The sequence below is a fragment of the Aeromicrobium tamlense genome (assembly GCF_013408555.1).
In the GTDB taxonomy this organism is placed as follows: Bacteria; Actinomycetota; Actinomycetes; order Propionibacteriales; family Nocardioidaceae; genus Aeromicrobium; species Aeromicrobium tamlense.
In genome coordinates this window covers 1,579,610-1,604,055 of the sequence record NZ_JACBZN010000001.1, presented here as the reverse complement: position 1 = coordinate 1,604,055, position 24,446 = coordinate 1,579,610, and the positions used below count along the sequence as shown (strand labels likewise).

The following is a 24,446-nucleotide window of genomic DNA, read 5'->3' as shown; positions in this document are numbered from 1 at the left end:
ACCGGCGATCAGCGGGCGCGGAACTTGGTGATCGCAGTGTGCACCGCATCGAGTATCTCGTCGGTACTGAGCCGGCTGTCGTCCTCGACGTTGAACTCGACCGTGACGGCAACGCGGTCGCGGATAAGTTCGTGCTGCTCGACGGTGTAACCGCCGTCGCCGTTATCAAGCATGAGGCTGACGTCGACGCGCTCAGCGGCGCCTGACTCGGCGATCTTCCGTGCCGCCTTCTGGAGCATGCTGGCCTTCTGAGGCTGAGGTCGCTGGTGACCGAAGGAGAAGGCGATGTCGACGTTGAGGTCGTCCCCAGACGCCTCGTGCGCCGTCGCGAACGCTTCTTCGACCTGGCTGTCGACGTCCAAGTTGAGTGCGGTGCCTTTGGGCATCCGCACTGACAGCCGACTCACGCCGATTGCCTCGTTGAGCTTGCGAGCGAGGGCCGGGTCCACCTCCGGGACCAGTTCAAGGGTCACATCTGTATTGGCGAGTCCGAGGGTCTGGCCGAGCCACCACTCGATCGCGTTCACGGAGACGAGCCCCCGAATCGGACCTATGACCGCCACCCGCGTCTCAGTCCCGAAAGGGACGACGTAGCCGCCCTCGAAGATATCGCGGCCGTCGAGATTCAGTTCGTCGACGTGGCCGTTCGGGTCGATCGTCTCGGGCCAATCAGCGCGGTAGCGGACCCGCCCAACTCGGATGTACTGATATGCGCGAGCGCTACCAGTTCCGGCCTCGCCGAAGTACGAAGCAGCTCGGTAGTTGATGCCTCGCTCCTTGGAGTCGAGGCCAGCGATGACCGTGTGGGCGTCGGACCAGAAGTCGTCATTCGGGTCCTCACGACTCCCATCTTGATGAACGAGGACTGGCCTAAAGAACTTGACCGTCTTGGTGGACATGACGCGACTCCCGTGCCGTCGAGCCGTGCGGTCCGGCTCGGTTTGGGATATCTTCTCCTACTCCGGACGACGTCACCGTACATTTCGGTCCTGCCTGGCGAGTCGAACGTCGGCACGCATAGCGCTCCGAGCGAAGGGATCCAGCGTCGCGAACCCTCGTGGGAAGCACCGTCCCAGCGTGGCTCCAAGTGTGCAGCCATGGCGTCTTTCTGGGTGAAGTGGGCCACCTTCCATGCTGGAAGGGGCGTCAGACGGCGGCGACAGGACCATCTCCCGCGCAGTTCTGCCGTCGGAGTGCTGCATCGAGCTGAGCTCGGCTGTGCTGGGACGGGACTTGACGACCTTCACCCCGATTCCGGCCGCGGAAGTTCTCGCGCGCGAATGCCACAAGGCCGGCCGCGGCAGGCGAACTGATGGGCGTGTATTCAGCCGCCTGGACCTTGACGAGCGCGGCAGATCGACTATCTATTTGCGGCAGCGGCACGCGTTCGAAGAAGAGCCGTTCACGTGCTCCTGCTTCGATGATTCGGCCGAGGCGGTCGTCGATCTGTCTCGAGAGCGCCAAGAGACGTTGCAGTTGCTGGGCATCGTGCAGGTCCTCGTGGGCCAGAGCCTTGGCACGGCTAGCGGCGAGGAACGCATGAGGCACGGCGGGTGTGCCATGACCCGCCTGCCCGTAAAGGTCTCGTGTCCAGCGTTGCAGACGCTCATATCTCTGCTCGCGGTCACGAGATTCCTCGTAGAGGGGAGTGTCCTCCCTTGCCAGGCCACCGAGCGTCCTCGAGACGATCAGCTGGGACGCGACGATCCGGCGAAGGTCGCGGGCGTCTGGGATCGAGTTCAGCGTCGCGAGCAGATTGTGGTGCGCGTGCAGGACGCCCGCTAGGCCGGAAGGTGCTGGTCCCTCGATCAGCTGGATCCTCGGCCGCCAACCGAGGAGGTCGACGCTGGGGTCCGTGCCGCAGGACGCCGCGAGTTCGATGCAGTGATCGGCGGCTTCGTCCACGCGAAGTGCGTGACCGAGGCGGTGCCAGCCGGGGATGCTCCCGTACCGCTGGTCAAGGACGACCAGGGCACGGGTGACAGTTGCTGCGTCCTTGAGGACAGTCCGCACCTGGTCGCCACGCAGCGAGCTGAAGCTGATGCCAGCGCCGAAGTCGTGTTCGCCGAGACTCGCGGCCCGCGCGGCCGCCTGCCACGCAGTAAGGATTGGGTAGCGCTGCGGGCAGTTCAGTTCGTCGATGCTGGGTCGTCGCATCGATCGGCGCGCCCATTCCTCCAATCGGATCTGGAGTTCGGACGCGGCTGACCTGTTCCGCCGGTCCGTGAGCGGGATGTGGGGGCTCGGATCGACGGCGCGTACGGCTTCGAGTGCCCAAATCAGGACGGCGTGGCGGTAGCGGCCGAGCTGGAGCCCGAGGAGGCGGCGTTCGGCCGACGTCGTGGTCACGGGCAGGGTCGGAATCCCCGGTCCGCCGATCCGGTGCTGGATGCGGCGTTGGCGCAGCAGGATGGCGAGTTGTTCGCGGATGACGCGGGTGTTCTGCCCGTACATCAGCAGTGGTCTTTCTGGCGTGCGGCGTCGAGCATGGACAGCACGAGTTCGAGTTCGAGCGCGTCGACGCCGAAGTCGCAGAGTTGGTCGATTGCGGTTTCGGCGATCCCGAGCAACACGTCGCTGGGGTCGTCGAGTAGTGGCGTGATGCCGGGCGTGATGTCGTGGTGGGTCCAGTCCAGTTGTAGTAGGGCGCGTTCGTATTCGACGGCGGCGTCACTGGTGGTGGCGTGGTCGGCGAGGGCGGCGATCGCGGACCGAGCTTGTGCCAGGGCGATGGCGTGGGCGAGGAGCATGGCATGGACCTTTCGAGGGCTGTTGAGACCACGGTGTGAGCGAGAGGCCGGTCGTGACGGCGTCGTCTCTGGATCTGTGGAGAACTGGGTCGGCGATGTCTGCGTGGCGTCACGTGCCATCCCGGACCCGGGCTTCGACGCGGCGCCGCGCGTCGACGTCGGCGAGGACGAACTGGACGAAGTCGGCGTCGCGGTCCTCGATCACCGTCTCGAGGGTGGTGACGGTTGCCGGTTCGCCGGGCCACGCGGTTTGGCGGGTGGGGCGGTCGCGGTCGAGCTTGGTGCCGCAAGTCGAGACCCATTCGCGCAGCCGGTATCTGGCGTCGGCGAAGTCGCGGTGCCATGCCAGCGGTCCGGAGGGTGATCCGTCGGGGTCGTAGGAGTTCAGCCAGTGCTGGTGCAGGGCTGAGAGTTCCCAGACGAGTTCGTCGTGGCGGTGCCAGAACGGCGGGATGACCGTGGGCGGAAGGCCGTAGCTGGTGCGGAGCCAGTTGACCCAGGCGTTGAGGTCGAGCCATTCGGATTCGGCCTCGTCGGCGGTGAGCAGGTTCCAGTTCAGCGGCCTGAACAGGCCGTCAGGGAACGCTGTCATCGGTTCGAACGGCGGCTGGTCGAGCTCGTCGTCGGTGAACAGGGGCTCCTGATGTGCGGTGCTCATGATGACTGGATTCAGAGGCCCACGGCGGTGGACGTGTCGGTGACGGTCATCGGGTCGGCCGGGGGATCGGGCTGGTGGGTAGGGGAGCGGTCGACGCTGTAGCGGGTGCGGGCGCAGTCGTGGCCGATGCGACGGGCGACGAACTGTTCGAGGGTTCGCTGGTTGGTGTCTCGGTCGTACTGGTGGACGTAGCCGGAGGCGACGAACTGGTCGCCGACGCGGAAGCGCGAGTAGGCGCGCTCGGCGGTCTTGTTGAACATCACCAGGTCCGCGAACGCGGGGTCGAGTCGGGTGAAGGTCCCGTCGGTCTCCTTGCGGAACTGCTCGACGCCGACGCGGGCGTGGAACCGGGCTGCGCCGGTGCTGGTGAAGCTCAGCTCGGGAGCGGTGGCGATGAACCCGTGCATGCTCATCTGGGTAGGAATGGTCATGGCGTCCTCCTGGTCGTCCTGAGTCGCTCTCACATTTCAGGTGCACGCCTCGACCCGGCGCCTGTGCATGCGAACGGGTGTTCGACATCGACGTATCCTGACTTCCATGGGAGCGAATCCGGGACGGCGCGACGCGTGGCCGCCGTACCGGTCCGTTCGGTTCGTGTTGATCAAGCGCCATCGATGGCAGGTGCCGGCTCGCGGGCTGGTGACGGGCTGGCGTCGTGCTCGCCGTGGCAGCTGGGAGGCCAAGGTGATCTATGTGGTCGATGACCCTGAACGGATCCAGACCTCGCTCGCCCTTCACGTCGACTGGATCCATGCGGACCGGCTGGTTCCGGTGTGGATCGATCCCAACGCCTCGCCCAACCGCGCAACGTATGTCGACGTCGCGAGCCAGGACTACTGAGGACCCTCAGCGGCGGCGCAGCGTTGCTTCGATGCTCGCGCGTTGCTGGGTGAGTCGGTCCGCGTCGGGCCGGCTGGTCCACGGCCGGAGCTCGGTGACCAGTGGGGGCGCGCTGCGCAGGAGCAGGAGCGCGGTGCCGAATGGCAGTGTCCTGATGGTCTCTGGTGGCAGTACCGGCACGCGCCGGATGGACCGCTGCATGGACCGCGAACCGTAGTCGCCGACCGAGATGGTGTCCGAGTTCTCGTCGCGTTCGCCGATCAGCGAGGAGAGGTCGCGCAGGTCAGCTGCCGAGGAGCTGCCGCCGAGGATGACCTTGACGATCGACGCGTCCCAGATCGCGCCCGCGGCGTGGTCGCCCCACTTGTCCCGTGCTTGAGACTGGGACTGCAGCACCGGGAGGGTGGTGATGCCGGTGCCGCCGCCTTCGGCCATCAGCACTGGCAGCGAGGGCAGGGGCGACAGGTTGCCGATCTCGTCCAAGGCCAGCAGGAGCGGAGGGTCGAGCCGCGCGCCGGGGGACGCAGCGGCGAGATGTCGAGCGGTCTCGACGAGGTCCTCGATGAACGCCGCGACGAGTGACCAGGACGCGCCGGCGCCGGCTCCGGTGGCCAACAGGTACAGGGTTCCGTCGTGGGTGAGGAACTCGGTGGGATCGAAGTGCTCGCCCGAGCCTGGCGTGACCGCGTCCAGGACGCGGGGATCGGCCAGACACGACAGTGCGAGGGACACGCCCATCCAGATCGAGTCGCGGGTGCGCGGGTCGGCGTGGATCATCGATTCGAGCGAGTCGGCCCAGCCGGCTGCGGCATCGGAGTGGCTGGCGAGGATCGCGACCGCGTCGGACGCCGACGACGGTGACAACGTCCAGGTGAACAGTTCGCGCGGGGTGCGGTCGTCGAGCGCGGCGGCGTGCAGCAACGCCTGGAGAGCGGTGCGGGTCTTGCCCTCCCAGAAGCCGCCGGACTCCACGCCGCCGGTCGCCAGACCAGTCGCCGAGGCGAGCCCGGCGGCGCGGATCATCGCGGTCAGCGGGTCCTCGCACCCACGAACCGGAGACCAACGCAGCCCCGCCGGGAGACCTTCGGCGAGGCGTTGTGGATCGAAGATCGCGACCGGTCCCCGTTCCTGACGTGTCATGAGGGTCGCCGCGACGTTGTCGGGCCGGGTGGCGGTCGTGATGACTGCCCCGGGAGCATCCAAGATCGTGTTGATCACCACGTGGAGTCCCTTGCCTGACCGGGGTGGGCCGAGGACCAGGATCGAGTCCTCCACTGAGGCCCACACGTCGTGTCCGCGGGATCGGCCGAGTCGGTAGCCGACGGAGGCGGCCGCTGGCTTGCTCAGGGAGGGGCGCAGTGTGTGGGCTCGTGCCAGGAGGGCCCGGCGGGAGGCCGCTGTCTTCACGTCGCTGCTGGTGGCGACTCCCTCGAGGCGCCGCAGATCGTGCCGTGACCGGTGGCGCCAGGCGTTGACGCGGGTCCACGTCAGCAGCGCGCAGGCGGTCACCATGGCGCCCATCGCGGCGACCACGGACCAGTACGCCCACGGGGAGAGTCGCTCCGAGCCGAGGACGGTTGCGGGGTGGCGCGGATCGGTCAGCACGCCAGCGGCGCCCGCCCATCCCACCGTGGGGGACTCGGCACCGGTGAACCACGCGGCCACGCCGCCCGCCAGACGCAGTACGGCACAGATCAGGCCGAGCACGGCGACGGTCATCAGGCCGAGGTTCACGAGCGTGTCGTCGATGCCGCGACCTCGTGTATTCACGCTGCACCCTCGGCGGTGGCCGCCGTCTCGGGTACCACGACGATCTTGTCGCCGTAGGTCGCCACGAGTGACGGGGGAAGGGCCAGTCTCACGGTGCCGGAGTCGTCGGCGGCCTGATGCGCGACGACGACCGCGACAGCCACGGGTTGGTGCGGCGCGAACCCCACCCGGGTGAGCACGCCGGCGGGTGACGTCGGCGCGGATTGCTTCTCAGCGGCCGCCGACGGATTTGTCGGTGGCGTGATGATGTCGGTGAACACGGTCCCATCGTGCTCGCGCACGTCGACGCGCACTGCGGAGCCGAGGTCGGCGGCGATGTTGGTGACGACGCGCTGGAGGTCTGCTCGCTGGAGATTCTCGCCTGCGCGGTGTGGCTCGGCGTCGACTTGGACGCTCAGTCCGCCGTGCTCATCGACGATGACGTTGACCTGGGGCAGGACCACCGGCACATCCAAGTTGTGCCGCACGGCGCGGCGGTAGGGCGGGGACACGTGGATGCTCATGGTCCGGTCACCTCCACGGCCCGACGGCAGGCGATCTCGGGGCTGCGCGTCGGCGGACCTGGCACGGGTGTCCGCCGGTCGAGGCCAGGCGGGGTTCCGTCTGCGATCTGCGAAGTGGGCAGTGCATCGAGGATGGTGGCGGCCGCGGTGCGGACCCGCTCGGCGGTGGACTGAACCACCTCGACCGCGGACTTACCGTCGACGCTGGACGCCCAGGAGGCCACGTACGGGACGGTGTAGCTCCGTGTGTCCAGCTCGTGTGCCGCGCCGACCATGAGCGCGACCGACTCGGCCTCCACTTCAGCGACACCGCGATGCAGCAGGGCGTCCGCGTTGTCGCGTCCGTGCAGCATCACATGACCCAGCTCGTGCGCCAGCGTCTTGACCTGGGCAGCATCGTCCATGTCCATCCGCACCGACACCTCCCGGGTGGCGTAGTCCGTCAGCCCGTTCGCACCGCCGATCGCCGTGGCGGTCGACACGAGGCGCAGACCGAACCCCCGCGCGGTGATCTGGTCGGCGAGACCGTCCCACAGTCCTTCGGGCGCGAGCCCGGTGAGCAGCGTCGCGCGAGGCTGTTCTGGCAGTGGCTGGCCGCTGGTCTGCGACACGTCCCACACGTGCGCCGGCCGTAGCCCGACCATCCGGGACCGAACGGTCTCCCCAGCCCTGGGTCGTTCACCGCGACCGAGACGACGCCACGAGCTGCCGTCGCTCGGTACGGACGACGCGAATCGGGCGGTCACCGGAGCGAGAATCGCATACCCGGACTGGCCCTTGTCGACATGTCGGCCCAGCGAGAGCCATTGCCTGAAACCCGCCACGTAGGTCGGGAAGGATTCGGGCACCCGCCCCTCGGCATACGCGGCCTGATGCTGCGCGCAGATCAACAGCGTGTTGTTGAACGAACGAGCGCGGAACCGGGCCGCGAACTCCAGCGCGCGTCGCCAGTCATCGCCGGTCACCAGCGCACCGACTGCCTCGGTGAGCTGCTTCTGCAGCGTCTCGAGCTTCGCCTCATGCGTCAGCCCATCGTTCACGTGCGTCCTCATCGGTCACCATCGCCTCGGGTCGAGTCCTCGTTCTCCAGGTGCTCAGGTCGCTGCGCATGCATCCGGCCTGCGGTGTCGAACAGCGCGAGCTCGGCTGGATGCAGCTGGTGCTGCACGACGAACGAGCGGTGCTTGATCCGCCACAGCCCTTGCCCTGTCCCGAGGGTCGGCAGCAGCGCCTCCTCGGTGCCGGTCAGTCCCAGCGCGGCCGCGGCGGACCCCAGCTGGTCGGACTCCTGGCGGTAGACGATGCGGGTCTCCGCGTTGGCCAGCAGGCTCGAGGCCAGGGCGCGCATCGCCGAGCCTTGGTCACCCACGTTGTCTAGGTCCGACAGCTTGTGGAAGATCAGCATGTTCGCGATCCCGTAGTGCCGCGCGAGACGCCAGTGAGCATCCATACGGCGCAGCAGCGCCGGGTGCGCCATCAGCCGCCACGCCTCGTCGTAGATGACCCAGCGTTGCCCTCCCGTCGGGTCGAGCAGGGCGGACTCCATCCACGCCGACGCGCAGGTCATCAGCACCGAGATCAGGGTTGCGTTCTCCGACACCCGCGACAGGTCGAGCGACACCATCGGCAGGGTCGGATCGAATCGGACCGTGGATGGCCCATCGAACAGCCCGGCCAGGTCCCCGGCGACCAGCCTCCGCAGGGCGTGACCGGCCAAGCGACCGTCCTCGGTCAACCGGCTGGCCGGGTCGGCTCGTGCGGTCGGGGACAGCAGGCGGTCGACGACCATCGGCAGCACCGGCACGTCCGATGATCGGACGGTGTCCTCTAGGGCGACGTCGAGGGCGGTGTGCTCCAGTGGCGTGAGGCGGCGCTCGAGCACGGTCTCCGCAAGCGCTCCGAGTAGATCGCGGCGCCGCGCCGCGAGTTGCGCTCTCCACTCGGTGTCGTCGAGGTCTGCGGGACGGTGTCCCTCGTCGAGGGGGTTGAGTCGGGTCGCCATGCCGTGTCCGAGCGCGATCGCTTTGCCGCCGACGGCTTCGGCGACGGCCGTGTGCTCGCCCTTGGGGTCGCCGGGCACGTAGACGCGGCGGCCAAACGGGATGGATCGGGTGTAGAGGCTCTTGGCCAGGGATGACTTTCCGGCACCGACGATGCCGGCGATCACCACGTTCGGGGCGGTGATCATGCCGCGCGAATACAGGACCCACGGGTCGTAGACGAAGGAGCTTCCGCTGTAGAGGTCCTGGCCGACAAACACACCCTCGCTGCCGGTCCCGCCTTCGGCCAGGAACGGGTAGGCGCCGGCCAGGGTCGCCGAGGTGTCTTGGTGGCGAGGCAACCGCAACCGTCCGGGCGTCCGCAACGCCGCCGGTCCGGACTCGCCGGACCGGGGGAGGAACTCTGCTGCGTTCTGCTCGGCCTGTAGTTCCCGCGCGTAGGCGCGCCCGAGCGCTTTCTGTTCGGCGATCGCGCCCGCGATGAGACTCTTCGCCGCGTCCTTTCTGGCGTGGCGTCTGCCTCGCCGCTCGCGCGGTGGGGAGACCAGCACGGTGCTGAGGATCCGGTCGTCGGTCCGCCGCTTCACAGTGCGACATTCGAATGGTTCGAATGTGAGGGACTCGAGACGGACTGCGTGACCTGCGGTTGCGGCAGGGCGTCGTGGGCGGCGGCATCTCGAGCGTGTTGAAGCAGGGTCGACACCTGGTGCAGGATCTCGCCGGCGCGGTGAAGCTCCCACGACATCGGGTACTGCGAAAGCTGGCTGTTCCGCGACCGCGGCCGGCCCTCCCGGTCTCGGCTGTGGTCGCGGGCGGTCGCGAGTTGGTGGAGCGACTCGCTGAGCGATGCGGTGGCAGCACTCAGCGACGCGAGTACGGCACCGATCTCGTGCCGGTCGTTCATGCGTTCGGTTGCCGCAGCGAGCGCGTGCAGGGCGCGGCGTGCGGCTTCCGCCTGGGCGTCAGGGTCGTCGATCATGGGCCACTCCAGTCAGGTCATCTGGAAGGTGAGCGGCGCGAACCGTCGACCTTGGGGCGGACACGAGCGACCTCGGACAAGAGTCCCTGAGATGGACCGGGATCGAGCCGTTGAAGGCCAATCTCCGTAAACCGCTGAGGTTGCGGTCTCGTCGTGCCTACGCTGCGGTGCATGCGCCGGATTCTCGCTCTGCTTCTTGCATTCCCGTTGATGTTTGGGCTCGTCTCCCTCGGGTCGAGTCCTGCCCAGGCGGCACCGAGGAAGGTGCCCGCGGCCAAGCTCCTCAAGATGTTGAAGGTCGCCGATGAGCGTCGTGCCGATTGGTACGACCGTGATGACTGGGACCACTGGGTCATCAAGAAGGGCAAGTGCGACACCCGTGAGCAGGTGCTCAGGACGGAGTCGCGCAAGAAGGTCAAGAAGACTAAGAACTGCTCCGTGAAGAGGGGCGTGTGGGTGAACGAGTACAACGGTCGCAAGAGCAAGTCCGCTCGCTCGCTGGACATCGACCACCGCGTCGCGCTCGCAGAGGCGTGGCGTTCCGGCGGCTACCGCTGGAACGCGAACATGCGGCGAGGATTTGCCAACGACATCAAGTACAAGCACTCGCTGCTGGCCGTTGGCCGCAGCACGAACCAGGCCAAGGGCAGTCTCGACCCAGCGGACTGGGAGCCCCGGGTCGGCAAGTGCCGTTACGCGGCGCGCTGGGTCGCGGTGAAGTGGCGTTGGAACCTGACCGTCGACCCGGTCGAGAAGAAGGCCCTGGATCACCGGCTCAAGGCGTGCGGCAAGGACCGCACGATGGTGGAGAAGCCGACCAAGGGCAAGCCCGAGGCCAAGAAGAAGAAAAAGAAGAAGTCCGGTGGCGGTGGCGGTGGCGGCAGCAAGCCCCCCGTGTCTGAGTGGGACTGCCCGTCCAGCCACCCAATCAAAGGCAACGCGAGCTCGATGATCTACCACGTCCCCGGCGGCGCGTACTACGACCGCACCAAGCCCGAGGAGTGCTTCGCGACGGAGGGTGCGGCGAAGGCTGCGGGATATCGAAAGTCTCAGCGGTAGCGGTGTCACTAACCCCTGGCGGAGGAGCAATTCGCGCCGCCAACGGGGTGCTCGGCTGGTTCGGGAGTCGTTCTCCAGAGGAGGTAAGACAAGCGCGGGCCGAGCGCCGTCAGATCTCTCGACACAGGGGGAGGGCGGCGCTGGCGAACGCTCGTGCTTGTTGTCCCCACAGGCGGCGTGTCTCGCAGGAGGCTTGGATGGCGGCCTGTTCGACGTCGGCAACGGCGCGTTCGAGTTGGTCGGGGTCGGGTGCGCTGACGACGATCAGCCCGGTGAGGCGCAGGACTCCGTGCCCGGCGGCGAGGTCTGCTTCCTGTTGGAGGACGTCTTGGTATTCGGCGTGCTGTTGGGCGTCTTCGATCTGCCCGATCCGCTGACGCTGCGCGGCGTCGGAGATGTACTCGGTCTTCTTGCGCCGGATGTCGCGTGCGGCCTGATCGGTGCGCATCGGCGTGTAGAGCAGGCTGAAGGTCCGCCGGATGCCTGAGGACAACAGGATCGGCGCGAGAAACCCGGGGTAGACGAGGGAGCGGGGCCATTCGCTGATCCACAGCACGCAGTGGTGCGCCGAGTCGCTGCGGAGCCGGCCCCAGTCCTCGTTCACGGCGACCGGTCCCGCGCTGGCCAGGTCGCGGCCAAGTTCGCCGTGTCGTTCCAGCGCGGCGGCGACGCCGGGGTCGTAGGCCGATCTCAGGACGACGGCGAGCTCGCCGGGATCGAGCCAGTCCGTCGGGGCGAGATCGGCGGACCGCAAGGCCGAGGTCAGGGTGGACATCTCCTGTCGCAGCACGTCAGCCGCGCCGCGGTTGCCTCCGCCTGCGGCACGGATGGCGCGAGCGGACCTCTTCAGGTCGATGGAGAGGGAGACCGTGCTCGCGTGGCGTTCTCCTGCCGGTCCGGCCCGATCGATAAGCTCCTCGTAGATCGTTGAGGTCCACGAGCCGTCGCGTCGGCCGTGTTGGGTCCACCAGTCGCTCAGGCCACGTCCGGAGTCGGGCAAAGTGCGTTCGCTCACTTGGAGTGCCGCGATGCGTCCGGAACGGCAGGCCGTGGTGAGGACTCGTCCCCAGCTGGTGACGCGCCGGTGTTGCTCGGCCGGGTCCAGCAGGAGGAACGCGGGATGCGCCACCGCGACGACAGCGGTGAGTGTGCCCGCGTGCGGGTCGTGGACCATCACCGCGCCGCTGTCGAGGTCGACCCATAGCCGTAGTCGTGCTGCGTCACCGGGCAACGACAACGTGCCGGCAGGCCGTGGTCGCACGACCCGGCGCCGGAACACGAGCTGCCCGCCCACCATGCGCCACACCCAGACGGAGGCGATCGGCGCCCATTCGATGACCTTGCGGCCGCCCACCCCAACGAACGCCATGAACGCGCACCCCAGGACCACGGGGGCCACGATCGCCAATGCTGCCGAGGCGCCGGAATAGAGCCCGATCACCAGGACGACCGCACCGACGCCGACAGTGACGAGCTGACTCAGAGACAGACCGAGCAGGATTCCGCGACGGCTGAGGCGCGAGAACTTCACCGCATGCAGGCCTGGGGTCTCGGTGCCCGTGACGGGGGTAGTCACGGGGGTCACCGTGTTCCGGGGGAGTCGGTGAAGGGATCCGCGACCTGCTGGACAGGAGGTGCCGGCTGCGGGGGAGACGCCCCGTCGGCCTGCCGAGACGCTGAACTGCCCGCGGCAGTGCCAACCGTGGAGCCAGCCTTGGCCGCCTGCACTCCGGCGACGGCCGCGGCACCGACGCCGCCTGCGGCGGCCGCCGAACCACCCGCGGCTTCGGGAGCTGAAGGTCTGGGGATGGGAGCAGGCACCCCGTGCTTCGAGCCGGAGTTCGCTCCACCAAGGACGGCCGGAGGGGCCTGCCCGAGACGACGGTTCATCGGGATGGGGATAGGGCGGTTGAGCGCGGACTTGGCTTCTTGTTCGGCGGACATCGCGTGGTGCATGTCGAATCCCATGAACCCGATGGCCTTGTAGGTCAGGTACGGGGCGAACCCGGCCACGAGCATCAGCACGACGCCGGAGATCGGTTCGCTGACCGACCTCAGGTCGCTGTCGATGGGAGCCGAGACCTGCGCTGTCGCAAGCAGGAAGATCACGACCAAGACGACCTTGGACAGAATGAGCGCAAGCACGAACGCAGCCCATTTGGACACCCAGCCGCGAGTCTGGTCCCAGCTCGCCCCAGCGAGCGCGACGGGCGCGAACACGATCGCGATCAGCAGCAGCGCCTTGCGGATCAGCAGGCTGAGCCAGACGATGACCGCGGCGCCGAGCGCCAAGCCAGCGACGAGGATCGTGATGATCGCGCCAGCACCGGGCGCTGCGACCTGCAGCGACCCGATCCCCGTGGCAAGCAGGGCGATCCGTTCGCCCATCGCATCCATGTTGGTGCCCGCGGCGTGGACGATGCCGATGCTGATCCGGTCGGTGACCTCCAGTGCGGTGGCGATCAGGGCGAGCGCGACGAAGGACCCCAGGATCGACTTCGCAAGCCCGAGCGCGGCCCGCGAGAGCGCCGCGGGTTCGCGCCGGATCATCCCGCCGATGACTTGCAGCGTGAAGAACCCGAGCATCACGAACACCGCGACCCCGAACAGGATGTTGTAGACCCGGGTGAACTGGCCGGACGTCACGTCGACCATCGTGGTGGAGTCGAAGACCGCCCAGACGGACTCGAACATCCAGGCTGCCGCGTTGCCCATGCTCACGGCGAGCCAGTCGAACGGGGCAGCGACCAGGGTCGCGGCACCCTCGCCGGCGGTGGAGCAGACCGCTGCGATTACCGGGACGTCGCACACGTCGGCCATGGCTGGTCAGACCGCCTGGCCGACGTTCCAGAAGAAGTTCACCAGCGCGACGGATGCGCCCGTGACGATCGCCGCTCCTAGCCCGACCAGCACGCCGAGCTTGCCGCGGCCGGCCATGTGCGGGTTGGACGAGTTGGCGCCGAGCGCCCACACGATCGCGGAGATGACGACCGCGAGCACCGCCAGGATCAGCCCGACGGTCATCGAGGCGCCGACGATGGAACTGAGCTGGCGGATCCCCGGGAGCCCGTTGGAGTTCGGGTCGATGTCGACGTTGGCCGGCAGACGGGTCGCAAGTCGGGTCGGGTTGAGGGTCAGCACGGTCGCCTCCTGGCGGGTTCGGTCCTGCTCCACAGGTGCGCTGGTTGCCCGGCGGCGGCGCGAGAGTTCAAAGCGTGGCTCCGAGATCGAGGAGCCAGTTCGCCCACGCGAGCGCGCCACCGGTGAGCACAGCTCCTGCGAGGGCGACGACGATGCCGGTCTTGGCCTTGCTGGCGGCGTGCCAGCTGCCTTGCGCTGAAGCGAGTGCCCACATCGCTGCGCAGACGACGATCATCAGCACGGCGGTCAGCAGGCCGTAGGCCAGCAGTGCCCCGACGAGGTGGCGCAGCGTCGAGGAGGAGCCAACCGCCCCGAAGTCCGGGTTCGTCAGTCCTGCGGCGAAGGAGAGTCGTTGGGTCACGTCATGCAGGTGCGTACGCCGGTCAGGAGACGGTGACGTGCAGGTGGTCGTAGTGTCCGCCGGTGACTGATCTGGGGTCGAACGTGCCGCCGCCGTCATACGGCTGCCATCCCTCCGCGGCGCGGCTGACGGACCAGATCCGGCCTTGCCAGATGAGGTACTCGATACCGAGCCGCTCGGCGTTCGCCTTGAGCCAGTTCGTCGTTCTCCAGCCGGCATCGAGGGCGGCGCCGGTGGCGCGGGTGCCGATGGCGTTGCCGAAGGTGCCGTCGCAAGCGCGGCCGGCCGTGTGATCGTTGTTGCGTGGGTTGCCGGGTCGCCAACAAGCCCACGACGATCCGGGGAAGCGTTGCTTGACCTGCTGGAGAACGTGAGCGGTGCGGGCGGTGATGCGGCCGGAGGTCGTGGGGTCGTCGACGAGTTGACCCGGGCTTGCCCCGTCAAAGCTCGCGGCGTCGTCCGCCTGTGTGGCGCAGCTCGTTCCGGTCCCGGGTGCGTCGGTTGTGAGTTCGGAGGCGCCACCGGCGGCGAGCCACGGTTCGGGGTCAATGGGTGCGGCGTCGGAGCCGCCGGGGCGGACTTCGAAGTGCAGATGGGCGCCGGTGGAGTAGCCGGCAACGCCGACGTCGGCGATTCGCTCGCCGGCCGTCACCAGGTCACCGGCCCGTACGTGAATGCCGTCGGCGTACATGTGCGCGTATCCGGTCGCGATGCGTCGGCCGTCGACCGTGTGCTCGATCAGGATCAGGTTCCCGTATCCCGCCGCAGCGCCGGTGAAAGTCACGCGGCCGTCGGCTGCCGCGAGGATCGCCGTCCCTGCCGGGGCGGCGTAGTCAGCGCCGGTGTGGAGCTTGTGGACGTCGGTGATGGGGTGCCGCCGCATTCCGAATCCGCTCGTGCGGATCCAGGAACCGCGGGGGAGTGGAAACACCACTCGGCTCGACTCCGGTTCGCTTCTGGCGGCGGAGTTCGCGGCGGTGAGCGCTGCGATGATGCGGGTCGCGACGGGTTGCCAGTTCGCGTATCGGTCGGGGTATGCCGAGACTTCGACTGCTTGCGCAGCGGCACCCGTGGGCATCGTCTTCCAGCCGGGGATGTCGAGGAGCCCGCGCGGTGACCCGCGGTTTGGCCCGGTCGGGCCGCCGAAGAAAGCGCGCGCCTGATACGTCGGGTCCATCAGCTTCGGCACTCGTCCCCAACCGGTGCTGGGGCGCATCTGGAACAGGCCGAGGCTGTCGTGGTCACTGCCGTCGCCATCGTGGGGGAACGACATCGAGTCGGGGTGGGCGCGAGAGTTCGCGAGCATCCGCAGCCCCGACTCCGTCAACGCAGCCATCAGAGCGATGGTGATCCCGTGGCGGCCGACGCCGTCCAGGCGGCTCCCGACCTGGACGAGCGTCGCCGCGTGGGTGAGTTGCCGGCGGTCCAGACGGACCGATGTCCCGTCGGCGGTCCTTGCGTCGAGATGATCCGGAACCGGGCCAACCCTCAACGCTGGTTCGCCCGTCAGACACGATGCCTGTGCAGCCGGGTTCACCAGCAGGCCCACGCTCAGCAGGACGGCCGCTGGTCCGAACAGGACTGAGACCAGTGCACCCACGACCAGGACTCGCATCCCGGCGTCCTACTCGAGCGGGTCGTCGAGTCGCGACAACCGCAGCAGATGGCAGGTGGGATACGTCGGCGCGCAGACGACGAAGACCGTGAACGCGACGTCGTGCTCGGAGGCAACCCGCCGACCTTCCCACATGCCGCTGCGATGCCGCGTGCCCTCGACGGTGAACGCGGCTGTCCCGGGTGCGAGCTCACCGTCGGCCTGCTCGATTGCGGTGGCCCAGAGCTTCGGGGTGATGACCGCCGCGACGTCGAGGCGCTGGCGAGTCTTGTAGCGACGCAGGTCCACCCACGCGGCTTGGGTCGGGAGGTAGCTGGCCAGGTCTGAGACGAGCCCGGGGGAGGACTCACCGGTCGGATCCGCGATCTTCAGGAACGGCTCGATGAGCTCCTCGGGCCATGACGCGGTCCGGGTGTCCCAGGCGAAGATTGCGACGGCGACGTCACGCACGAACTGCCGCGGGTCGGCAGTGCGCGGGACGCTCACTGTGGTTGAGCCGATCTGGGCGTCTGTGGCCGTAGCTGACATCGCGGGCAGTGATGCGACTCCGGGACGGGTGGCGGGCTCGGACGGCCGCGAAGTGAACGCGATGACGACGGCGCCGAGCATCAACATGACAGACACGCCCGCCGCGGCCGGGATGAGCAGACGGGGGCGATGACGAGTGAGGGATAGACTGAGCACGGTGGGACCTTCGGTAGAGGTGGCACCACTCAGGTGGCGATTCCCGTCCGAAGTGCCTCGACTTCACGGGCGAACGCGGTCGACTCGTCCAGGACGTTGCGGAACAGCTGCCAGTCGTCGTCCTTGATCTCCCGGGCGAGCTGTTCGGCGTCGTATCGACCTGTCCAGCCCAACATCTCGGCCCACAGCAGCGTGAAGGATCGCGGGCTTCGCCTGATCGACGCGAGACTCGCCGCGCGCCGGGCCTTGTTCTGGCGGGCACGTCGCCGGTCCTCTTCCTTCTTCCGTGCCAAAGCGGCGGCGGCCATCTCATCGAAATCGTCGGCGGGCGTGGGTCGTTGCTCCGCCGCTGTCACCACCGCGCGCAACCGCTGGTAGCTCGGATCGACTGCGCCGCCGTTGCGGATCTGTTCGAGTTCGTCTTCGGCGACTTTGCGCACGTCCGCCGGACGGCCCCGATCGGCCGCCACACGCTCCATCTGCAGGATCTGTTCCAGCTGGTTGTAGGACGCCCGGTGTGTCACCAACTCCGCGGCCTGCCGGCGCACGTCTCCGTGGCCGCGCCGCGGTGCCGCCGATTCGGCGGCACCGGGCTGACCTGCGCAAACGTCATCTTCGCGACCGAATCGGGAGAGCTGCTGGCGACGAGCGGCATCCTCACTCAGCAGCGTCTTGACTTCGTCGTAGAGTGCGGCGGCTTCCAGCGCGGTGAGCGGCTTGTGCGTGGTGTTCTCATCGCGCTCGGCCAGCAGACGAGCCAGGTCATCGGACAGCCCAGGCCGCACCCAAACCCGAAGGGTGCGCCACCCCAGTTGCTTCACCGCTTCCAAGCGGCGATATCCGCAGATGAGCAGACCGTCCGGGGTGATCGTGATCGGCTGCAACAGGCCCACGCGTCCGATCGACGCCACCAACGCGGACAGGTCGCCGGTGGTGCGACGGTGCCTGACGCCGACCCGGATCGAGTCCGTCCGGCGCTCGAGGTCGATGTGGCCCGCGGTCTCAGGCATGAGCGTCTCCCGCAGCCGTCGGTGACGATTCCCAGATGATCGCGGTGACCTCGTCGTCGCAGCACAGCTCGGCGAGTTCTTCACCCAAGCAGAGTCGGAGGAGGACGCCGCGTCCCAGGCGGGTGCCCGCGAAGTCTCGGCGCGGGTCACCCAGCACCACGCGCAGCAAGCGGATCCACGACCGCTGGTCCAGGTCCAACTGGCGGCGACCTCGGACGTCGCGGCGGAGGTACTCGTAGGCGCGCTGGCGGTCCCCGCAGCTACTCAACTGGGAGCACACGTACTCCAGGACCATTCGGGCCGCGGCCGGCGGCCAGCCGTTCTCGGTGAACAGTTCGACCGCTCGATCCAGCGCGACGAAGGAGTTGGTCGACTCCTCAAGGCGGTCGTCGCTGGTGTCAGGGGAGGTCTCGGTGTCGTGGACATGGAATGCGGGATGGAACTCCGCGAGAGCTCGCTCGCGGTCGCTGAACCGCTCCGCGTCATGGCAGTCCGCCAGCTCGGGCCGCCGAGCTGCTTGGTTCGAACACAGGAGTCCTTGCGCCCGCGCCTCGTAGATCAGCGTCAGCTGCACGGCGCGGGTGATGACCGCCCACGTGTCGTCGGCGACTCGGGCCGACCTGGTGCGCATGACGTCGAAAGCGGCGGCCGCTGCGTCAGCCGGCTCCAGGCCGTACTTGCGGGCGAGAGCGCCGTACTTGGTCGTCAGGAATTCGACCAGCTCGGTTGCCTCGGCTTCGTCCTGCCATGCGCGTGGCCCGGAGTAGGCGAGGCGCAGCAACAGGAACCGCAGTCCCTCGGTGGACTCGAGATCCGCATGGACAGTCATAGCGTTCGACCCTCCGTCCGATCACTCACGTGTGCCGGAGCGGCTGGTGCGGCCGATGGCCGCGGGCGCGTCATCGTGGAGACTCGCGACGTGATTCTGCTGGGTGCGTGCCGCGCGCGCCCGGCTTGCCAGTTCGTTCTGCAGATCGATGCCTCGCCCGACGGCGCGCGACCCCAGCACGGCGTGCAGTTCGCTGACGCGCACCCAGGCGATAGTCCGGCGCGGTCTGTTCATCGAGGGCGATTGTCCAAGCGAGCCCGGCTTCGTCAGATCCCCAGAAATGGCGTCCTCCGAAGGGCCAACCAGGACCGGCGAGACGCCGTTCTCGCGAGCGGAACGGTCGACGCGACGTTGGTACCGCTGTTGCGTGTTCATCGTCCGACTGCCTCGACGGGGATCGATCGGTTCGCGCAAGGGGCCGCTGCTGGGGCTGCGACCCGGTAGGCCGAGCGGATGGTGGTGATCGACTCCCGTTCGGACAAGCCCGCCTCGCAGCCGGCTCGACTCAGCATCGCCGCCGTGGTGGGAAAGTCGAGACCTTGCTCGACCATCCGGCACGCCGCCCAGAACAAGCCAGCATTCCTTCCGCCCTCATGCCGACTCGCCACCCATGCTGCGAGTCGCTCCGGTCGAGCGTCGAGAGCTGGCGCGTCGATCGGTCTGGCCATGGGCTTCGGTGGATCCAGGAATGCGCGCAACGCTCGCGCGTCCATGGGAGCGGGTTCGTGATGGGTGGCGACCGCGATGGACCTGTACACGCCACCGGATCCGTCGGAGTCCGCGACCGCCGACGGCGGCACGATGATGTAACCGCCGTCGCCGCGGAAGTCGATGTGCTTGCCGGGCACCTGCCACGACCGCTGCTCACGACCCGGCTCACTCGGGAAGTACGCGTGGACCCCGCCCGACGGCGTCCGCACCAGCCACGACCAGCCATCGACCAGACCCTCGAGGCGCGCACGCTCGAACGCAGCGAACCCCGAACCAAGAGGGTGAACATCCACGTCCACAACATCGATGCCCGACCGCGCTCCGGTCGGTACGCCGATGTTGGCGTCAGGCCACCGCGTCCACCACGGGCCGACTTGCGCGATGTCGGCGGTCGCGTCGTGGAACCCATGCGCCGTCAGCGGAGTCTTCCCGCCCGGCACGCAGGGAAACACGGGAATGTGCCGACTCAACAACAAACTCAACGCATCCGCTTGGGACGAGGCGAGCGCGAGTGCCTCGTGTAGTTCAGCTCCCCAGCGATCCGCCGGCGCTGGTGGCTTCTGGACTCTCCTCATGCCCTGAATGTGCACCCAGCACCGGCGATTCCCGGTCCGAACGCCCTGAACGCGACCGGACTGTTGGGGGCGTTCGCGAAGCGTTTCCGCAGATCAGAGGCCGTTCGCAAATTTGTTCAGAAAGTTCAGGCCCCTCGCCACGCGAACACCCCCGAACACCCCCTGTTCAGAAACCGATGCGAGCCAGACTCCTATGTGGGACATTCATGAGCGGACCGGGACCGGTCAGCGACGGCGGATGGCGCGACGCGTCGCGACGCCGCGGGGGCACCCCGGTGGACGAACGCGGGACAATTCACGTCCGAAGTGATCGCAAACGGGTGCTCGATTTGGGCCGGGCCGCCGCGACATCGAGCAGGGTTCCCCCATTCTTGCTGCAGAACGCCATGCTGCCTTCCGCCCAGAATGACGCACGGCCGCGATCCCGGAATCGCTGTTCTGCGTGGGGACGAAGAGGGCGAGCAAGTGGTGTTCGTCGACGAAGGCGGCGTCCGGTAGTTGCGGCGGATATCGTGTTCGTCGGCCACGTTCTTTGCGTGTCCCTGTGGCTAGGGTTGTTTCATGAGTTCAGGCGCAGGACATGGCGCGCGTCCACGTATAAGCGGCGTGCCTGGCGAACTCGTCGAGTTGTTCATCCAGTTTCTCGACAGGGAAACCGAGCTGGAGCCGCACTGGTGGCATACCTACGGGTCGTTCACGTTGTTGAACTTCACCGCTGGTTTCTTCCCTGAACACATGGCTCGTGGCGATGCGATGGGTGCGCTGCGGGAGGTTCTAGAGGTTGCGATCAACGACGGCGGTGTCGCCGAGGATTTCTTGATTCGTGCGCTGAAGCGGGACCTTGACGACTTTGTGCGTGGCAAAGAGGACCCGTCGGCCTACAACAGGACCACGGACAGGACGCGCGAGACGATGCGAGACGTCATCGAGAACCCGGTCGCGCGGGCGAACTGGCGCAAGGCCATGGCACAGGTCAACCCGACCTATGCCTCGAAGACCGACGAAGAGCTGATTGCCGATGCTCGGAACACGATTGAGAACAGCGTGACGACCCGGCACTTGGATGCGGATGCTGTTGCCCAACGATGGTCCGAGGCTGACGAGTGGTGGGAACTGTCCGCGCAACTTCTTCCGGACTCACTCTTCGAGCACTGGGGGCGCCTGAGAACCAAGCGAGCGATTGACGAAGACCGCCAGCGCCGAACGCAGGACTAAACAGGCAGAAGGGCCAGCGGGGTGCATCAACTGGCTGGGAAGCCACTCCCCGTCAGCGGGTGTCGCGGAGCTGCTGAACGATGCGAGCGGCCAAGTCGCGGGCGACCTCGTGCAGGTGCGTTCCGAGGGTGCTGGTCGCGATCTGGTCCGCTGGCGGTGCGTAGATAGGGCCGCGGCCGAAGGCACCCATCGTTCCGCTGTTACGGTGCCCGACAGCGGTGGGGTCCCCGAGGGTCACGCTGTCGGCGGGGTCGATGGCTGCGGCGATTGTGATGTTCGCCGACGCCGGGAGGTACGCGACGAGGTGTCGCAGGAGAACGGTGAAGCGCTGGGTGAGGTCGTTGTCGTCGACCATTGCGCCCATGGTGTCTCTGGGGAGCGCTTGGAAGATGGTGACGGCGCCGGGGCGGGAAACGTAGATGCCTGCGTACGGGTCGGTGCGGAGCTCGTTCCATCCGCCGCCGCGGCGTTGGCCGTCGTCGACACGGACCGCCCAGGCGTAGTTGGTGTCTGAGTCGATGTCGAGCGGGTCGCCGTGCCCGAAGAACCCCTGCTGGCGTGCGTCGCCGGCGAGGCGGACGGCGAGGTCGCCGAGTGCTGCGACCGGCCGCAGTGGTGTCGGCTCGATGGGCGCGACGTGAACCTCGAGGACCGGGGTGTGGCTGTCCCGGATGCCGGGGATGGAGCTCTGCTGGGAGCGCCACGCGACCTCGACCTGGTGAGTGAGGGCTACCTGTTGGAACGGCGGCGCTGGAATCTGCTGCTCGTTCAGGGCTTTGGTGACGCGCACGCCAAGTTCGGCGTTGTCGGCGAACCCGGCCCAGAAGCGCCCTTCCTGGTAGTTCCCGACCCGGTCCATGAAGTCCTGCTGGGCAGGTTCGGGGTCGATGCCGGCTTTGACGAAAACCAGGATGGGGATGCCGCGTTCCATGGCGACGTTGAACTCTTCTTCGGTGGCGGCGACGCCGCTGTCGCCCATCTCGGTGCCGTACTCGGCGCCGAGGATGAGGAGGTACACGTCTGCGTCCTGGACACCACCGAGGCAGGCGCCGCGGCTGGTGAGGTCTTGGGCGCCGAAGTCTTCGAACCGCATCGGAACGTTCCCGGTGGCTCGGATGAGGTCGGGCAGGTAATCGCGTTCGGAGGCGAGGCCGCGGCGGACCGAGGAGATGAAGACCTTCATGGTCATCAGTATCCGCACCGGACCTCAACAACACCGTTCCGCTGGCAGCGGTCGGCGTTTCGGTAGATCTCCTCTTCGAGGAGGACGGTGAGGAGGTCGTCGGAGAGGCGCCAGGGGACCGAGCAGATCGGGCACACGATTTCACCGGCTGCGTCGTGGTCGGCTGAGGTGTGGGTCGGGTGGTCGCAACGCACCGACGGTGGTGCCGCGACACGGACGGGCGCACACAGCCCTGGAGTTTCGCCGCACCGCCCGCACCGCAGCTGTGCCTTCACCTTGACCGCCACATGCGAACTCAAAGTAGTAGCCACCTGTTCGACACCCCCCTCAGCATCACCTGGTTCGACCCTCCGAGAACAAGGTTAGGAAGAACCACCGACAAATTACGGGCCCGGGCAACCCCAACGACCAGCGCGATGGCGCCTCATTGTGTCGGAGGCACGTGCTGGAGTTGGCTCATGCGATTCGACGCCGAGAAAACCAAGGTCCTAGTCGAACGATTCAGTTCGTTCCGAACGACCCGCGGGTGCGCGCCGCCGTTCGAGGTCCTGCACCCGTTCATGCTGCTCGCCGGCCTGGAGCCGCAGCTGCTGGTTGCCGAGTTCATCCAGCAGAAGGACGACGAGCCCACTCTGTGGAACATCGCGTCCTTAGACGGCTCAATGGTGACCGTGGTGAGCGGAGTCGGGCCTGCTCGCGACTGGTACCTCGAACTCCACCGCGGGTTCATGCGGCGTGACGAACCCGCCGCCCAAGTGGATGCGCGAACGTTCCCGCTCAACTCGGTCACCGGGGTTCGTGTTTCCCAAACTCAGTACTGGGGTCCGCCCCAACTCCTGGAAGCGAACGCAGGGTGGGTCATCGAACATGACGCCGGCGCCTTCACCTTGCCCGGCGCGGGCAGCGACGAAGCTGAGGAGTTCGCGGGCATTGTGCTGAAGACGCTGAAACAGCGTGCGTCGTCCGCAGGCTAGGTGCTGGATTCCGGGACACTCCGGACGCTGGCCCGCCCGGGTTCGCAAGATGGCGCGTCATACCGCCGCGAAGGCAGCGTTCTTTCCGAGGCCTTCGACAACCTCGTAGTGGGACTACGCTGACGCCGTGATTCGGGACCTAATGCGCGACAGATCCAAGACGTTGCCGACAGATCCTGAGACTGCCTTCGTCCAAGCTCTGCGCGTCTGGCACTGCAACTACGCGTCACTCACATCAATCGGGCAGCACTACCAGAATCTCGAAACCCTGGTCGTCGCCTCGTACCCGGACCGCGATCTGGAGCCGATCGGCTCACTCTCCAGGTTGAAGTACCTCAGCGTCCTCCACATGCCCGGTGTGACTGACCTGGAGCCCTTGGGGCGACTGACCAACCTCCGCACCTTGCGCCTATCCACGCTGCCGAGTTGGGACTCGTCCGGGAAGGTCACGGAGGTCATTTCACTTCGACCGCTGACGCTACCGCCGAATCTCAAACACTTGGAGTTGTTCGGTATCCGCCCCGCAAGCAAGTCTCTGCACGAGCTTGAGAAGGCACCAGCGCTTGTCAGCGTTCGAGTGTCGAAGTATCCGAAGGCAGAGGTAACGAGGTACTACGATCGCTCAGGCGTAAGCGACGGTTTCGCCCCATCTCCAGGTATCGCTGACTGGATTTAGACGCCGTCTCGTGCGTTCCAGGACACGTAGCTCCAGGGCGCGTAGCGCGTCCTTTCGCTGCATATCGGCGACTAGTCCCAGCACGTCGTGCCGTCACACATCGGCGAGACAGCCCCGCCACCCAACCCACCGAAGCTCCATCTGGTCCGGAGGCCATGGCGGACCCATCGCATACTGTCGCGCTGTGGACTTCAGAACGTGGCAAGCGTCCGAGTGGGCGGCATTCGGCGGCGTCGGCGCGCTAATCGTCTACATCGTTCTCGGCGTTATCGCGATTCGCCAACTCCGTGAATCGCGGCGTCTACGGGAACTCGAGTACCGGCCGTATGTGATCGTGGACTTCTACTTCAAGGGCTTGTCCGTGTTCCTTGAGGTTCGCAACACAGGTAGGAACCCTGCCCGGGATGTCACCGTGTCGTTCGACAAGGAACTCGTTCCACCCAACGACCGGCGCTCTGCGAACTTCTCCATCTTCGATCAGCCGATTCCGATGATGGCGCCGGGACGGAGCATCCGTCTCCCGCTTGGTTCCGGGCCAGCATTCTTCGACGAGGATCAGACCGCTCCGCTCTCATATGAAGTGCACGTGACCTACGAGGACATGGCTGGGAAGGTGCATCGGGATCCTCCCTTGCTTCTAGATCTGTCCCCGTACAAGCACACGGTCCCGCCGCGAGACGACGCGGCCGACCTGGTCTCGGTAGTTCGCCAGATTCGCGACCTTCAGAAGAAGTGGACGTCGAGTAGTGGTCTCAAAGTCCTATCCACCGATCAACTGCGAGCCGAGCGGCGCCGTGATCGCGTTGACCACTGGTACGACGCGCGCCATGCGTACGAACAAGGCGGGTTTCGCGCCGTAATCCGAGGCGAGACGCAGCGCTTCCGCCGCCATTTTGGATAGCGTCAGGGGCTG

General features: G+C 67.2%; 28 protein-coding genes. 6 read left to right on the top strand and 22 right to left on the bottom strand.

The genetic code is table 11. The features are described 5' to 3' along the window. Positions 1 to 8: 8 nt before the first annotated feature. The 5 genes from BJ975_RS08010 to BJ975_RS07990 all read right to left on the bottom strand — a co-directional run bounded on the left by BJ975_RS08010 (position 9) and on the right by BJ975_RS07990 (position 3,839). Positions 9 to 899, bottom strand: coding sequence for a hypothetical protein (locus BJ975_RS08010; RefSeq protein ID WP_179424683.1), 891 nt, complete (start codon positions 897 to 899; stop codon positions 9 to 11). A 247-nt stretch (positions 900 to 1,146) separates the two neighbouring features. After that, a complete protein-coding gene (locus BJ975_RS08005; RefSeq protein WP_179424681.1) occupies positions 1,147 to 2,454 on the bottom strand; it encodes a hypothetical protein in 1,308 nt (435 codons plus the stop codon). Continuing rightward, positions 2,454 to 2,750: a hypothetical protein gene (locus tag BJ975_RS08000; protein WP_179424679.1), complete on the bottom strand. Its 297-nt coding sequence runs from the start codon at positions 2,748 to 2,750 to the stop codon at positions 2,454 to 2,456. Before BJ975_RS08000 ends, BJ975_RS08005 begins: the two co-directional genes overlap by 1 nt. A gap of 109 nt (positions 2,751 to 2,859) precedes the next feature. Further along, on the bottom strand, positions 2,860 to 3,408 hold the full coding sequence (locus tag BJ975_RS07995; RefSeq protein WP_179424677.1) for a hypothetical protein: 549 nt from the start codon (positions 3,406 to 3,408) through the stop codon (positions 2,860 to 2,862). Between the two features lie 11 nt (positions 3,409 to 3,419). Next, entirely contained in the window at positions 3,420 to 3,839 is a 420-nt protein-coding gene (locus tag BJ975_RS07990) for a single-stranded DNA-binding protein (protein WP_179424675.1), read from the bottom strand. A 106-nt stretch (positions 3,840 to 3,945) separates the two neighbouring features. On the opposite strand from BJ975_RS07990, the gene BJ975_RS07985 reads away from it, so the two are divergent. Next, positions 3,946 to 4,248 carry a hypothetical protein gene (locus BJ975_RS07985; protein WP_179424673.1) on the top strand — a complete coding sequence of 101 codons (303 nt, stop codon included), beginning with the start codon at positions 3,946 to 3,948 and terminating at the stop codon, positions 4,246 to 4,248. Positions 4,249 to 4,254: 6 nt separating this feature from the next. Here the strand turns inward: BJ975_RS07985 and BJ975_RS07980 are convergent, their stop codons facing one another. From BJ975_RS07980 to BJ975_RS07960, 5 genes are read right to left on the bottom strand one after another with little or no spacing between them, the layout of a single operon-like run. Beyond that, entirely contained in the window at positions 4,255 to 6,018 is a 1,764-nt protein-coding gene (locus tag BJ975_RS07980) for a TraM recognition domain-containing protein (protein ID WP_325064605.1), read from the bottom strand. Continuing rightward, positions 6,015 to 6,521, bottom strand: a complete 507-nt coding sequence (locus tag BJ975_RS07975) for a hypothetical protein (protein ID WP_179424671.1) — start codon at positions 6,519 to 6,521, stop codon at positions 6,015 to 6,017. The genes BJ975_RS07980 and BJ975_RS07975 overlap by 4 nt, the downstream gene beginning before the upstream one ends. Further along, positions 6,518 to 7,573 carry an ArdC family protein gene (locus tag BJ975_RS07970; RefSeq protein ID WP_179424669.1) on the bottom strand — a complete coding sequence of 352 codons (1,056 nt, stop codon included), beginning with the start codon at positions 7,571 to 7,573 and terminating at the stop codon, positions 6,518 to 6,520. The genes BJ975_RS07975 and BJ975_RS07970 overlap by 4 nt, the downstream gene beginning before the upstream one ends. Then, entirely contained in the window at positions 7,570 to 9,108 is a 1,539-nt protein-coding gene (locus BJ975_RS07965; RefSeq protein ID WP_317628306.1) for a VirB4 family type IV secretion system protein, read from the bottom strand. Before BJ975_RS07965 ends, BJ975_RS07970 begins: the two co-directional genes overlap by 4 nt. Further along, on the bottom strand, positions 9,105 to 9,500 hold the full coding sequence (locus BJ975_RS07960; protein ID WP_179424667.1) for a hypothetical protein: 396 nt from the start codon (positions 9,498 to 9,500) through the stop codon (positions 9,105 to 9,107). The genes BJ975_RS07965 and BJ975_RS07960 overlap by 4 nt, the downstream gene beginning before the upstream one ends. 171 nt (positions 9,501 to 9,671) lie before the next feature. Between BJ975_RS07960 and BJ975_RS07955 the strand changes: the two genes are divergently transcribed. Next, a complete protein-coding gene (locus BJ975_RS07955; protein WP_179424665.1) occupies positions 9,672 to 10,559 on the top strand; it encodes a sunset domain-containing protein in 888 nt (295 codons plus the stop codon). 109 nt (positions 10,560 to 10,668) lie between these two features. Here the strand turns inward: BJ975_RS07955 and BJ975_RS07950 are convergent, their stop codons facing one another. The 10 genes from BJ975_RS07950 to BJ975_RS07905 form a co-directional block, all read right to left on the bottom strand. Next, a complete protein-coding gene (locus tag BJ975_RS07950) occupies positions 10,669 to 12,135 on the bottom strand; it encodes an SCO6880 family protein (RefSeq protein ID WP_317628305.1) in 1,467 nt (488 codons plus the stop codon). A gap of 5 nt (positions 12,136 to 12,140) precedes the next feature. After that, positions 12,141 to 13,379, bottom strand: a complete 1,239-nt coding sequence (locus BJ975_RS07945; RefSeq protein WP_179424663.1) for a conjugal transfer protein TrbL — start codon at positions 13,377 to 13,379, stop codon at positions 12,141 to 12,143. Positions 13,380 to 13,385: 6 nt separating this feature from the next. Beyond that, on the bottom strand, positions 13,386 to 13,733 hold the full coding sequence (locus BJ975_RS07940; protein WP_425545966.1) for a DUF6112 family protein: 348 nt from the start codon (positions 13,731 to 13,733) through the stop codon (positions 13,386 to 13,388). A 34-nt stretch (positions 13,734 to 13,767) separates the two neighbouring features. Beyond that, positions 13,768 to 14,061, bottom strand: coding sequence for a DUF6112 family protein (locus BJ975_RS07935; protein WP_317628304.1), 294 nt, complete (start codon positions 14,059 to 14,061; stop codon positions 13,768 to 13,770). 22 nt (positions 14,062 to 14,083) lie between these two features. Continuing rightward, positions 14,084 to 15,676 carry a M23 family metallopeptidase gene (locus tag BJ975_RS07930; RefSeq protein WP_179424661.1) on the bottom strand — a complete coding sequence of 531 codons (1,593 nt, stop codon included), beginning with the start codon at positions 15,674 to 15,676 and terminating at the stop codon, positions 14,084 to 14,086. Between the two features lie 9 nt (positions 15,677 to 15,685). After that, a complete protein-coding gene (locus BJ975_RS07925; RefSeq protein WP_179424659.1) occupies positions 15,686 to 16,285 on the bottom strand; it encodes a hypothetical protein in 600 nt (199 codons plus the stop codon). 104 nt (positions 16,286 to 16,389) lie between these two features. Continuing rightward, positions 16,390 to 17,370 (bottom strand): ParB N-terminal domain-containing protein, encoded by a 981-nt coding sequence (locus tag BJ975_RS07920; RefSeq protein WP_179424657.1) that lies wholly within the window; start codon positions 17,368 to 17,370, stop codon positions 16,390 to 16,392. Next, positions 17,363 to 18,199, bottom strand: coding sequence for a hypothetical protein (locus BJ975_RS07915; protein WP_179424655.1), 837 nt, complete (start codon positions 18,197 to 18,199; stop codon positions 17,363 to 17,365). Before BJ975_RS07915 ends, BJ975_RS07920 begins: the two co-directional genes overlap by 8 nt. A 21-nt stretch (positions 18,200 to 18,220) precedes the next feature. Next, the gene (locus BJ975_RS07910; protein WP_179424653.1) at positions 18,221 to 18,574 is read right to left on the bottom strand and encodes a hypothetical protein; all 354 of its coding nucleotides are present in this window, start codon (positions 18,572 to 18,574) and stop codon (positions 18,221 to 18,223) included. Then, complete coding sequence (locus tag BJ975_RS07905; RefSeq protein ID WP_179424651.1) at positions 18,571 to 19,485, bottom strand: bifunctional DNA primase/polymerase; 915 nt, start codon at positions 19,483 to 19,485, stop codon at positions 18,571 to 18,573. Before BJ975_RS07905 ends, BJ975_RS07910 begins: the two co-directional genes overlap by 4 nt. Positions 19,486 to 20,046: 561 nt before the next feature. Between BJ975_RS07905 and BJ975_RS07900 the strand changes: the two genes are divergently transcribed. After that, positions 20,047 to 20,700, top strand: coding sequence for a hypothetical protein (locus BJ975_RS07900; protein WP_179424649.1), 654 nt, complete (start codon positions 20,047 to 20,049; stop codon positions 20,698 to 20,700). A gap of 52 nt (positions 20,701 to 20,752) precedes the next feature. Here BJ975_RS07900 and BJ975_RS07895 read toward each other — a convergent pair whose 3' ends face one another. Next, complete coding sequence (locus BJ975_RS07895; protein ID WP_179424647.1) at positions 20,753 to 21,883, bottom strand: DUF4062 domain-containing protein; 1,131 nt, start codon at positions 21,881 to 21,883, stop codon at positions 20,753 to 20,755. Between the two features lie 5 nt (positions 21,884 to 21,888). Next, positions 21,889 to 22,170: a hypothetical protein gene (locus BJ975_RS07890; RefSeq protein ID WP_179424645.1), complete on the bottom strand. Its 282-nt coding sequence runs from the start codon at positions 22,168 to 22,170 to the stop codon at positions 21,889 to 21,891. A 171-nt stretch (positions 22,171 to 22,341) separates the two neighbouring features. On the opposite strand from BJ975_RS07890, the gene BJ975_RS07885 reads away from it, so the two are divergent. From BJ975_RS07885 to BJ975_RS07875, 3 genes are all read left to right on the top strand, one after another. After that, positions 22,342 to 22,857, top strand: coding sequence for a hypothetical protein (locus BJ975_RS07885; protein ID WP_179424643.1), 516 nt, complete (start codon positions 22,342 to 22,344; stop codon positions 22,855 to 22,857). A gap of 127 nt (positions 22,858 to 22,984) precedes the next feature. Next, positions 22,985 to 23,533, top strand: a complete 549-nt coding sequence (locus BJ975_RS07880; RefSeq protein ID WP_179424641.1) for a leucine-rich repeat domain-containing protein — start codon at positions 22,985 to 22,987, stop codon at positions 23,531 to 23,533. Positions 23,534 to 23,717: 184 nt separating this feature from the next. Beyond that, a complete protein-coding gene (locus BJ975_RS07875; protein ID WP_179424639.1) occupies positions 23,718 to 24,434 on the top strand; it encodes a hypothetical protein in 717 nt (238 codons plus the stop codon). The last annotated feature ends 12 nt before the right edge of the window (positions 24,435 to 24,446 follow it).

Coding starts and splice junctions, on each gene's coding strand:
- BJ975_RS07930 (WP_179424661.1), bottom strand. CDS start 15,676: ATGCGAGTCCTGGTCGTGGGTGCACTGGTCTCAGTCCTGTTCGGACCA.
- BJ975_RS07970 (WP_179424669.1), bottom strand. CDS start 7,573: ATGAGGACGCACGTGAACGATGGGCTGACGCATGAGGCGAAGCTCGAG.
- BJ975_RS07905 (WP_179424651.1), bottom strand. CDS start 19,485: ATGAGGAGAGTCCAGAAGCCACCAGCGCCGGCGGATCGCTGGGGAGCT.
- BJ975_RS07955 (WP_179424665.1), top strand. CDS start 9,672: ATGCGCCGGATTCTCGCTCTGCTTCTTGCATTCCCGTTGATGTTTGGG.
- BJ975_RS07915 (WP_179424655.1), bottom strand. CDS start 18,199: ATGACTGTCCATGCGGATCTCGAGTCCACCGAGGGACTGCGGTTCCTG.
- BJ975_RS07995 (WP_179424677.1), bottom strand. CDS start 3,408: ATGAGCACCGCACATCAGGAGCCCCTGTTCACCGACGACGAGCTCGAC.
- BJ975_RS08005 (WP_179424681.1), bottom strand. CDS start 2,454: ATGTACGGGCAGAACACCCGCGTCATCCGCGAACAACTCGCCATCCTG.
- BJ975_RS07990 (WP_179424675.1), bottom strand. CDS start 3,839: ATGACCATTCCTACCCAGATGAGCATGCACGGGTTCATCGCCACCGCT.
- BJ975_RS07945 (WP_179424663.1), bottom strand. CDS start 13,379: ATGGCCGACGTGTGCGACGTCCCGGTAATCGCAGCGGTCTGCTCCACC.
- BJ975_RS07895 (WP_179424647.1), bottom strand. CDS start 21,883: ATGAAGGTCTTCATCTCCTCGGTCCGCCGCGGCCTCGCCTCCGAACGC.
- BJ975_RS07910 (WP_179424653.1), bottom strand. CDS start 18,574: ATGAACACGCAACAGCGGTACCAACGTCGCGTCGACCGTTCCGCTCGC.
- BJ975_RS08010 (WP_179424683.1), bottom strand. CDS start 899: ATGTCCACCAAGACGGTCAAGTTCTTTAGGCCAGTCCTCGTTCATCAA.
- BJ975_RS08000 (WP_179424679.1), bottom strand. CDS start 2,750: ATGCTCCTCGCCCACGCCATCGCCCTGGCACAAGCTCGGTCCGCGATC.
- BJ975_RS07960 (WP_179424667.1), bottom strand. CDS start 9,500: ATGATCGACGACCCTGACGCCCAGGCGGAAGCCGCACGCCGCGCCCTG.
- BJ975_RS07985 (WP_179424673.1), top strand. CDS start 3,946: ATGGGAGCGAATCCGGGACGGCGCGACGCGTGGCCGCCGTACCGGTCC.
- BJ975_RS07925 (WP_179424659.1), bottom strand. CDS start 16,285: ATGCTCGGCGCCGTCGTCATCGCGTTCACTTCGCGGCCGTCCGAGCCC.
- BJ975_RS07975 (WP_179424671.1), bottom strand. CDS start 6,521: ATGAGCATCCACGTGTCCCCGCCCTACCGCCGCGCCGTGCGGCACAAC.
- BJ975_RS07885 (WP_179424643.1), top strand. CDS start 22,342: ATGCGATTCGACGCCGAGAAAACCAAGGTCCTAGTCGAACGATTCAGT.
- BJ975_RS07920 (WP_179424657.1), bottom strand. CDS start 17,370: ATGCCTGAGACCGCGGGCCACATCGACCTCGAGCGCCGGACGGACTCG.
- BJ975_RS07900 (WP_179424649.1), top strand. CDS start 20,047: ATGAGTTCAGGCGCAGGACATGGCGCGCGTCCACGTATAAGCGGCGTG.